This window comes from Sphingosinicella sp. (genome assembly GCF_052388015.1).
In the GTDB taxonomy this organism is placed as follows: Bacteria; Pseudomonadota; Alphaproteobacteria; order Sphingomonadales; family Sphingomonadaceae; genus Allosphingosinicella.
In genome coordinates, this window is record NZ_JBQTIN010000018.1 from 1 (window position 1) to 8,599 (window position 8,599).

An 8,599-nucleotide genomic window follows, 5' to 3' on the forward strand; every position below is an offset into this window, starting at 1 on the left:
CCTCCGGAATGCCGTCGATCTTCGCCGCCTTGCGCTCGGCGAAGAAGAAATATTGCTGCGCGCGGGCCTGCTTGCCGGTCATCAGCTCCATGAACAGCCGCCGCTCGTCGAGCACGCCTTCGGCATAAGGCTTGGCGACCGCGGCCTCGATCGCCTGGATGTTCTTCTCCGGCGCCTCGAAGCCGCGGAACTTGCGTGCATTGGCCTTGCGGAAATCGGCGAAGACCTGCGGGTTGGCGCGCGCGGCGGCGAGCTTGTCGTCGCGCTCGGAGGATTTGGGGATCGGCCGGATCTCCCTGACCTCCTCGGCGAAGGCGACCGCATGCTGCTCCAGATCGCCCTCGATCAGCCGGTCGACCAGCCCGATAGCATGCGCCTCGGTCGCGCCCATCGGATTGCCGGTCGCGGCCATTTCAAGCGCCTTCTCGACCCCGGCGACGCGCGGCAGCCGCTGCGTCCCGCCCGCGCCGGGCAGCAGGCCGAGCTTCACCTCCGGCACGCCCAGCTTCGCCGACGGCACCGCGACCCGGTAATGGCTCGCCAGCGCGACCTCGAGGCCGCCGCCGAACGCGGTGCCGTGGATCGCGGCGACCACCGGCTTGGTGCAATTCTCGATGATATCGACCACCGTCGGCAGCATCGGCAGCTGCATCGGCTTGCCGAATTCGGTGATGTCCGCGCCGGCGAAGAAGGTCTGCCCCTGGCAGATGATCACCACCGCCTTCACCGCCCCGTCCCCGTCCGCCTCGGCGACCGCCGCGACAAGCCCCTCGCGCACCGCATGGCCGAGCGCGTTAACCGGCGGATTGTTCGAAGTGACGATCAAAATGTCGCCATGCTTGCGGGTGCTGATCGGGCTCATGCGGCGTCTCCTTCTGGCCGCGTTGGCGGAGGTTGACGTGAACGTCAATCGCTCCGTCGCCGCAGCTGCTGTATGCCCGTTATGACGCAAAGGCGCCGGGCAACAAGCGATACACAAACCCGCCGATGACATAAGTGAGCAGCACCAAGCCAGCGATCACGCGCTGCGCGGTGAGGCCAGGCAGCGCCGCCCCGGCGAAGTAGAGGCCGATCACAAACACTTGGATGGGGCGGTAGGCGGTCCAGGCCGGCTCGGTGCCGACCAACCATGCGTCCCATGACACCGCAACCATGGAAGCGGCCATGATCAGCATGAACGGAAGCCGGATACGCGCCAAGTTGAACGGCGCGGTTGCCGTATCGCTCGCTCGGTCCGTTGCAACAAGCAGGCTCACGGCAAAATTCAGCAACGTCGGACTGAGCAGCACAAGGAAGTATTTGGGAAAAGTCCAATCGGCATTTCGCATATCCCACAGCGACCACCAGTAAAGTGCCGCAAGGAGGAAGAGGCTGAGCGCCCAGGTCAGCTGCAACCAATCGAGAGGGACAGTATCGCGAATGCGAATAATCTCGGCCACCCGCTGGATCAAATGCGTCACGCCGATCGCGAGAATGAGCGAGACCATGACCAGGATGAAGTTGAAAAGATCCATCACGTCGCGCCCTCTTCCGTCAGCGATCAGAACGCCGTCTTGCCATAGTCCTGATAGTTGAACGGGTGCGAGATCGACAGGCCGCCGTCGACGACCATCGCATGGCCGTTGACGTAGCTGGACTCGTCCGAGGCGAGAAAGAGGGCGGCGTTGGCGATCTCGATCGGCTCGCCGCCGCGCTTCAGCGGGTTGAGGTGGCCGAGCCGTTCCTCTTTCCCGGCGGCGCGGGCCATGTCGTAGATCGGCCCGGTCATGCCGGTTTCGATCAGCCCGGGGCAGATCGCGTTGACGCGGATATTGGCGGTGGCGAGCTGGGTCGCCGCGACCTTGACCAGGTTGATCACGCCCGCCTTGGACGCCGAATAAGCCGGCCCGCCCGCGCCGGCGCGGATGCCGGCGACGCTGGCGGTGGCGATGATCGAGCCGCCGCCGCGCTTCTTCATTGCCGGCGCGGCATGCTTCACCGCCAAGAACGGCCCGATCAGATTGACCCGCAGAATTTCCTGCCAGTCTTCCGGCGACTGCTCGAAGATCGAAGCGAGGCCGCCGGAAATGCCGGCATTGGCGAAGAAGACATCGAGCCCGCCATGCTCGCGCCTGGCCAGCTCGACGAGGCCGATCACATCCTCTTCGCTGCCGGCGTCCGCGCCGATGATCCCATCGGCGGATTCGACATCGGCGGCGATCACCGTCGCCCCTTCGGCGGCGAAGAGCGCCGCGCTCGCCTTGCCGATCCCCGACGCCGCCCCGGTGACGATCGCGACCTTGCCTGCCAGTCTTCCGCTCATAACTGCTCCTTTCCCCTCCCCGGCGGGGAGGGGGTAGGGGGAGGGGGCTCGACGGTCGAGGCTAATCTCGGACTCATCACCCCCTCACCCCACCCTCTCCCCGCCGGGGAGAGGGAGTTAAAGCCCAACCCCCACCGTGCTGCCGCCATCCACCACGATCGCCTGGCCGGTCATGAAGGTCGAGGCGTCGCTCGCCAGAAACACCGCAGCGCCGGCGATCTCGTGCGGCTCGCCGATCCGCTGCATCGGCGTGTGCATCGTCACCATCTTCAGGGTCTGCGGATTTTCCCAGAGCGCCTTGGCGAAATCCGTCTTGATCAGGCCCGGCGCGATGCAGTTCACCCGCACCTGGTGCGGCCCGAACTCGGCGGCGAGGTTGCGGGCGAGCTGGAAGTCCGCGGCCTTGGAGATGTTGTAGGCGCCGAGCATCGCCGAGCCCTTCAGACCGCCGATCGAGCTGACGATGATGATCGAGCCGGTTTTCCGCTCGATCATCTCCGGCGCGACCATCGAGATCAGCCAGTGATTGGCGATGACATTGTTGTCGAGGATCTTGCGGAACTGATCGTCGCTGATCCCCGCCATCGGCCCGTAATAGGGGTTGGAGGCGGCGTTGCAGACGAGGATGTCGATGCGGCCGAGCTGCGCCCGGGTCTCGTCGACCAGCCGCTGCAGCTCGTCCTTGGAGGAAATGCTCGCCGGCACGACGATCGCGCGTCCCTCGCCCTGCCTGGCGTTGATCGCATCGGCGACTTCGGCGCAGGCCTCGGCCTTGCGGCTGGAAATGACCACCTTCGCGCCCTGATCCGCCATCGCCTCGGCGATCGCCCGGCCGATGCCGCGCGACGATCCGGTGATGATCGCGACCTTGCCGGTCAGATCGAACAGCGACATGCCTTCCTCCCTCAATCGAAAATGACCACCGAGCGCGCGGCCTCGCCCGTCCTGAGCGTGTCGAGCGCGCGGTTGATCCCGGCCAGCGGAATGCGTTCCGCAATCAGGGCGTCGAGATCGAGCCGTCCGGCGAGATAGAAATCGACCAGCTTGGGAATGTCGACCGGAAAACGGTTCGATCCCATCAGGGAGCCTTGCAGCTTCTTCTCGGCCAGCAGGTCCATCGCCCGAAGCCCAAGTTTCTCGTTGAGCGGCATCATGCCGACGATTGTCGCGGTGCCGCCGCGGCGCAGCAGCGAGATGGCGAGGTCGCCCGCCGCGATCCGGCCGACCGCCTCGATCGCATGATGGACGCCGCCCTTGGTCAGCTCGGTTACCGCCTCGCGCAATTTCTCGGTGCCGGAATCGAAGCTGTGCGTCGCGCCCAGCTTCTCGGCCAGTGCGCGCTTCGCCGGCACCGGGTCGATCGCGACGATGGTCGCGGCCCCGGCGATCTTCGCGGCATTGATCGCGGCGAGGCCGATGCCGCCGCAGCCGACCACCGCGACATGCTCGCCGGCGCGCACTTGCGCCGCGTTCAGCACCGATCCCGCGCCGGTCACCACCGCGCAGCCCATCAAGGCGGCGCGGTCGAGCGGCATGTCGCGGTCGATCGCGACCGCGCCATTCTCATGGACCAGTATCAGCTCTGCAAAACCGCCGACATTGAGCAGCTGGTGGAGCCCAGTCTCGCCCAGCGCGACGCGCGGCGGCTCGCCCTTCTTTCGCTTTGTCGATGAATCGACGCACAGCGAGAGTCGGCCGCTGACGCAGAACTCGCAGCGGCCGCAGAAGGTGGAGAAGCAGGTCACGACATGGTCGCCGGGCCGGATCGCCGTCACGTCCTCGCCGACCGCCTCGACCACGCCGGCCGCTTCATGACCCGCGACGAGCGGCAGCGGCGCCGGATAAAGGCCGTCGATGAAATGCAGGTCCGAATGGCAGACGCCGCAGGCGTGGGTGCGGATGAGCACCTCGCGCGGGCCGGGCTTGTCGACCCGCGCCTCCTCGATGACCAGCGGCTGGCCGGGCAAGTGCAGGATGGCTGCTTTCACCAATTCCTCCCCGGAGCGGGGAGGGGGACCGCACGAAGTGCGGTGGAGGGGTCGGCACGGCGGAGGGGACCCCTCCACCATGCTGCGCATGGCCCCCCTCCCCGTACCGGGGAGGAGCTAAGCTGGCGCATGCTTGGCATATTCGATCTTGGCGATGGCGCGGGCGTGGACCTCGTCGGGGCCGTCGGCCAGCCGCAAAGTGCGGATGCCGGCATAGCTCGCCGCCAATCCGAAGTCCTGTGAAACCCCCGCGCCGCCATGCGCCTGGATCGCGTCGTCGATGATCCGGAGCGCCATGCGCGGGGCATGGATCTTGGTCATCGCGATCTCGGCGGCGGCCGCCTTGTTGCCGGCCTTGTCCATCATGTCGGCGGCTTTGAGGCAGAGCAGCCGCGAGCATTCGATGTCGATCCGCGCCTCGGCGATGCGCTGCTCCCAGACGCTGTGCGAGGAGATCGGCTTGCCGAACGCCACCCGGCTCTGCAGCCGCCGCGCCATCGCCGCGATCGCCTCCTCCGCCGCGCCGATCGTGCGCATGCAATGGTGGATTCGGCCCGGCCCCAGCCGCCCCTGCGCGATCTCGAAGCCGCGCCCTTCGCCGAGCAGCATCGCCGACGCCGGAATGCGCACGTCTTTCAGCTCGATCTCCATATGGCCGTGCGGCGCGTCGTCATAGCCGAAGACGGTCAGCGCCCGTTCGACGGTGATCCCGGCCGCGTCCATCGGCATCAGCACCATCGATTGCTGCTGGTGCTTGGGCCCATCGGGATCGGTCTTGCCCATCAGGATCGCGACCTTGCAGCGCGGATCGCCGGCGCCGGACGACCACCATTTGCGGCCATTGATCACATAGTCGCCGCCGTCGCGCCGGATCGCGCACTGGATGTTGGTCGCGTCGGACGAGGCGACGGCCGGCTCGGTCATCAGGAAGGCGGAGCGGATCTCGCCGTTCATCAGCGGCTTCAGCCACTCGTCCTTCTGCTCGCGCGTCCCGTAGCGGTGTAGCACCTCCATATTGCCGGTGTCGGGCGCCGAGCAGTTGAACACTTCGCTCGACCAGAGGAGATGACCCATCTCTTCGGCGCACAGCGCATATTCGAGATTGGTGAGCTGCGTCCCCTCGAACGCAAACGTCTCGTCGACATGGCGCAGCGCCGAGCCCGGCGGCATGAACAGGTTCCACAGGCCCGCCTCGCGCGCCAGCGGCTTCAGTTCCTCGATCACCGGGATCGGCTGCCAGCGATCCCCTTCCGCAAGCTGCGCCTTGTAGTCTCCATTGCGCGGCCGAATCCGAGTCTCGATGAAGTCCCGCACCCGGTCCCGGTAGAAACGCTCGCGTTCCGTAAGGTCAAAGTCCATCGGTCGTTTTCCCCTTGGTCCCAGCGCTTTTCCTCGCTGCCAGAAACGGCGTGGCGGGGAAAGGGGAGGGCGGAATCCTCTGACACGCCAAGACGTGGGCGATCATCCGACAAATGTCGGAATGGCGCTGCGAGCACTTTGCAATAGCAATCGTTCCGAGGGCGGAGCGAACCTGAAGCGCCCGCCCTCCAGTGTGCTTCCTGCGGGGGATGGCGATGAAGAACGTTCGCGGCGCATTGCTGGCGGCCGGCAGGATCAGCGCTTCCCTGTTCGTCGCGAGCGCGGCGCTGGCGCAGGACAGGCCGCCTGACAGGCCGCGCGAGCAGCGCGAGCATGGGCCGGGGGTCGATGATGACGATATCGTCGTTCGCGGATACCGGCCGTCCGAAGAGGGCCTTTCAGCGCCCCAGAGCGCCCTGCCGCTGCTCGACACGCCCCGGACCATAACCGTCGTCGAGGACGAACTGCTGGAGGAGCAGGGCCAGCGGACGCTCCGCGATTCGCTGCGCAACATCACCGGGATCAGCATCCAGGCCGGCGAAGGAAATCCGCCGGGCGGCGGCGACGCTTTCTCGGTGCGCGGTTTTTCGGCGCGCGACGACGTGCTGCGCGACGGTATGCGCGACGTCGGCAACTATTTCCGCGATCCCTTCAACAACCAGCGGATCGAGGTGACGAAAGGGCCGGCGTCCGCCTTCGCCGGGCGCGGCAATGTCGGCGGCACGGTCAACCTGATCAGCCGCTACCCGGTGCTTGACGACGGCGCGACCGTCGAGCTCACCGCCGGCACTCACGACCTCTATCGCGCCGCGCTCGATTCCAATTTTATCCTGTCGAGCGAGCTCGGCGCAGCGATCCGTTTCAACGCGATGGCGAACAGCAACGACGTGCCGGGTCGCGATTACACCCGCAACCGACGCTGGGCGATCAATCCCGCGGTCGCGATCGGCATCGACACGGGCACGGAGTTGTCGCTTCACTGGCTCCACCTGGAGCAGGACGACATTCCCGATTACGGCATTCCAAACGGCCGCCAGCTTTCGCTAGCCGGAACCGCCTTTGCCGGCCGGCCGCTGCCGGTGCGCCGTTCCAATTATTACGGCTATTCGAACGATTATGCTGACGTCGCCGCCGATGTCGTGACCTTGCGACTGGACCATCAGTTCAGCGACGTCCTCTCGCTGCGCAGTCAGAGCCGCTACGGCCGGGCGTCGAACGATTCCGTCATTCACGGGCCGGTGGTCAGCGGCGCGCCGACGACGATCGACGCCACGACGACGGTGTTCGGCCGCGCCAAGATGCGCGATCAGGTCGATCAGCTCTGGATCAACCAGACCAATCTCACCTGGGCCTTCGGCTCGCAGACGATCTGGCACACGCTGGTCGGCGGCTTCGAAATCTCGCGCGAGACGGCCGAGAATCGCCGCCGGCTCGACGCCAACGGTCCGGTCAGGAACCTGTTCGATCCGCCCCTCCAGGCCGCGCCCGTCATCCCGTTCAACGGCACCCGCGCGCGGCAGGACACGGACACTCTCGCTTTCTATTTGTTCGACACGATCGAGATCGGCGAGCGCTTCCGGGTGCTCGCCGGCTTGCGCTTCGATGATGTGGAAACGCGGGTACGCGGCTTCGACGATACCGGCCTGTTCCCCGGCTTTGTCACCGATCTTAGCGTCAGCGATTCGAACTGGAGCTACAATCTCGGCCTTGTCTACAAGCCGACGCCGGGGTCGAGCCTCTATGTCGCCTACGGCACTTCGTTCGAGCCGTCCGGCCGCGTCGAAGTGGTCCAGCTCGCCGGCGGCAACAACAACCCGCCGGTGACGGCCTTCGCGCTCGGCGTGGACCCCGAGCGCAGCGAGGCATGGGAGCTGGGAGGTCGGATCGAGTTGCTGGGCGGCCGCGCCACCCTGTCCGCCGCCTTGTTCCGGATCGATCGCGCCAATGTGCGCACCACCGGCTCGGGACCCGCCGATCCCGCCATCGCGCTCGACGGCGCGCAACGGTCGGAGGGTTTCGAAATGCAGCTGGTGGGCGAGCTGCTTCCCGGCTGGAACCTGCTGTTCGGCTATTCCTGGCTCGACGGCGAGATCCGCCGGTCGAGCATTCCGGGCGAGACCGGGCGCCGGCTGGACAATCTGCCGCGCCATTCGCTGAACCTGTGGACCTCATATCGGGTCACGCCGCAGCTGCTGGTCGGCGGCGGCATCCAGCATGTCGGCAGCCGCAATATCGGCCGGCCGGGCTTCCTGCTCGTCACCGTGCCCGCCTACACGACCGCCGACCTGTTCGCCGAATACCGCCTGAGCGGCCGTGCCCGGGTGCGGGTGAACGTCTTCAACATCACCAACGAATATTACTTTCAGTCCTTCTGGCAGGATTATGCGATCCCGGCGCCGGCGCGCTCGACCTCGGCGACCCTAATCCTGGATTTTTAGGAGCTCTCCCCGCCACGGCCGGACATGCGTATCTGGTCCGGCCGTTGCACCTCACGAGAAACCATTTTCCTACACGCCGTCAAATGCAGCATATGCTGGGAATGGCCGACTCCATTTCGCTCCTGCCGTGCCCGTTCCGCGTCATCGACAAGGTGCTGATGCAGTGACCGGAAATTCGCCAAAGGTGACGGTTCCGCGCGTGACGTACCGGCACCTTCGTCACCTTCGGCAGCCTTCTGGACAGGAGGGCGGCAGGCCGCGAAAAGGCGCGCGATGATCGTCCATATTCCCGAAGTGTTGAGCGCGGCCGAGGTCGAACGCTTTCGTGAACGTCTCGACGGCGCCGAATGGGCCGACGGCAAGGTCACCGCCGGCTACCAGTCCGCGCTCGCCAAAAGGAACCTGCAGCTCCCGGAGCGGGGCGAAACGGCGGCGGCGCTGAACGAAGCGTTGAGCCAGGCGCTTGCACGTTCATTGCTTTTCCAGGCTGCTGCACTGCCCGACGCGATCTA

7 protein-coding genes and 1 pseudogene are annotated in these 8,599 nt (G+C 66.2%); 2 read left to right on the forward strand and 6 right to left on the reverse strand.

Annotated features, from left to right (window positions below):
* The 6 genes from ACT4N3_RS01200 to ACT4N3_RS01225 all read right to left on the reverse strand — a co-directional run.
* Nucleotides 1–862, reverse strand: an 862-nt coding sequence (locus tag ACT4N3_RS01200; RefSeq protein WP_444853378.1) for an enoyl-CoA hydratase/isomerase family protein, incomplete at its 3' end; no start/stop codon positions are given.
* 79 nt (nt 863–941) lie between these two features.
* Nucleotides 942–1,514, reverse strand: a complete 573-nt coding sequence (locus ACT4N3_RS01205; protein ID WP_444853379.1) for a hypothetical protein — start codon at nt 1,512–1,514, stop codon at nt 942–944.
* A 26-nt stretch (nt 1,515–1,540) separates the two neighbouring features.
* Nucleotides 1,541–2,302, reverse strand: coding sequence for an SDR family NAD(P)-dependent oxidoreductase (locus tag ACT4N3_RS01210; protein ID WP_444853380.1), 762 nt, complete (start codon nt 2,300–2,302; stop codon nt 1,541–1,543).
* A gap of 117 nt (nt 2,303–2,419) precedes the next feature.
* A complete protein-coding gene (locus ACT4N3_RS01215; RefSeq protein WP_444853381.1) occupies nt 2,420–3,196 on the reverse strand; it encodes an SDR family NAD(P)-dependent oxidoreductase in 777 nt (258 codons plus the stop codon).
* Nucleotides 3,197–3,207: 11 nt separating this feature from the next.
* Nucleotides 3,208–4,293 carry a Zn-dependent alcohol dehydrogenase gene (locus tag ACT4N3_RS01220; RefSeq protein ID WP_444853382.1) on the reverse strand — a complete coding sequence of 362 codons (1,086 nt, stop codon included), beginning with the start codon at nt 4,291–4,293 and terminating at the stop codon, nt 3,208–3,210.
* A gap of 114 nt (nt 4,294–4,407) precedes the next feature.
* A complete protein-coding gene (locus tag ACT4N3_RS01225; protein ID WP_444853383.1) occupies nt 4,408–5,649 on the reverse strand; it encodes an acyl-CoA dehydrogenase family protein in 1,242 nt (413 codons plus the stop codon).
* Nucleotides 5,650–5,864: 215 nt separating this feature from the next.
* On the opposite strand from ACT4N3_RS01225, the gene ACT4N3_RS01230 reads away from it, so the two are divergent.
* Together ACT4N3_RS01230 and ACT4N3_RS01235 are read left to right on the forward strand one after the other, a co-directional pair.
* Nucleotides 5,865–8,087: a TonB-dependent receptor gene (locus tag ACT4N3_RS01230; protein WP_444853384.1), complete on the forward strand. Its 2,223-nt coding sequence runs from the start codon at nt 5,865–5,867 to the stop codon at nt 8,085–8,087.
* Between the two features lie 273 nt (nt 8,088–8,360).
* Nucleotides 8,361–8,599, forward strand: a pseudogene (locus ACT4N3_RS01235) (PKHD-type hydroxylase); the annotation flags it as partial.

What these genes read in the sequence shown, in the direction of transcription:
- ACT4N3_RS01205 (WP_444853379.1), bottom strand. Translation starts at nt 1,514, where the DNA reads ATGGATCTTTTCAACTTCATCCTGGTCATGGTCTCGCTCATTCTCGCG.
- ACT4N3_RS01225 (WP_444853383.1), bottom strand. Translation starts at nt 5,649, where the DNA reads ATGGACTTTGACCTTACGGAACGCGAGCGTTTCTACCGGGACCGGGTG.
- ACT4N3_RS01230 (WP_444853384.1), top strand. Translation starts at nt 5,865, where the DNA reads ATGAAGAACGTTCGCGGCGCATTGCTGGCGGCCGGCAGGATCAGCGCT.
- ACT4N3_RS01215 (WP_444853381.1), bottom strand. Translation starts at nt 3,196, where the DNA reads ATGTCGCTGTTCGATCTGACCGGCAAGGTCGCGATCATCACCGGATCG.
- ACT4N3_RS01210 (WP_444853380.1), bottom strand. Translation starts at nt 2,302, where the DNA reads ATGAGCGGAAGACTGGCAGGCAAGGTCGCGATCGTCACCGGGGCGGCG.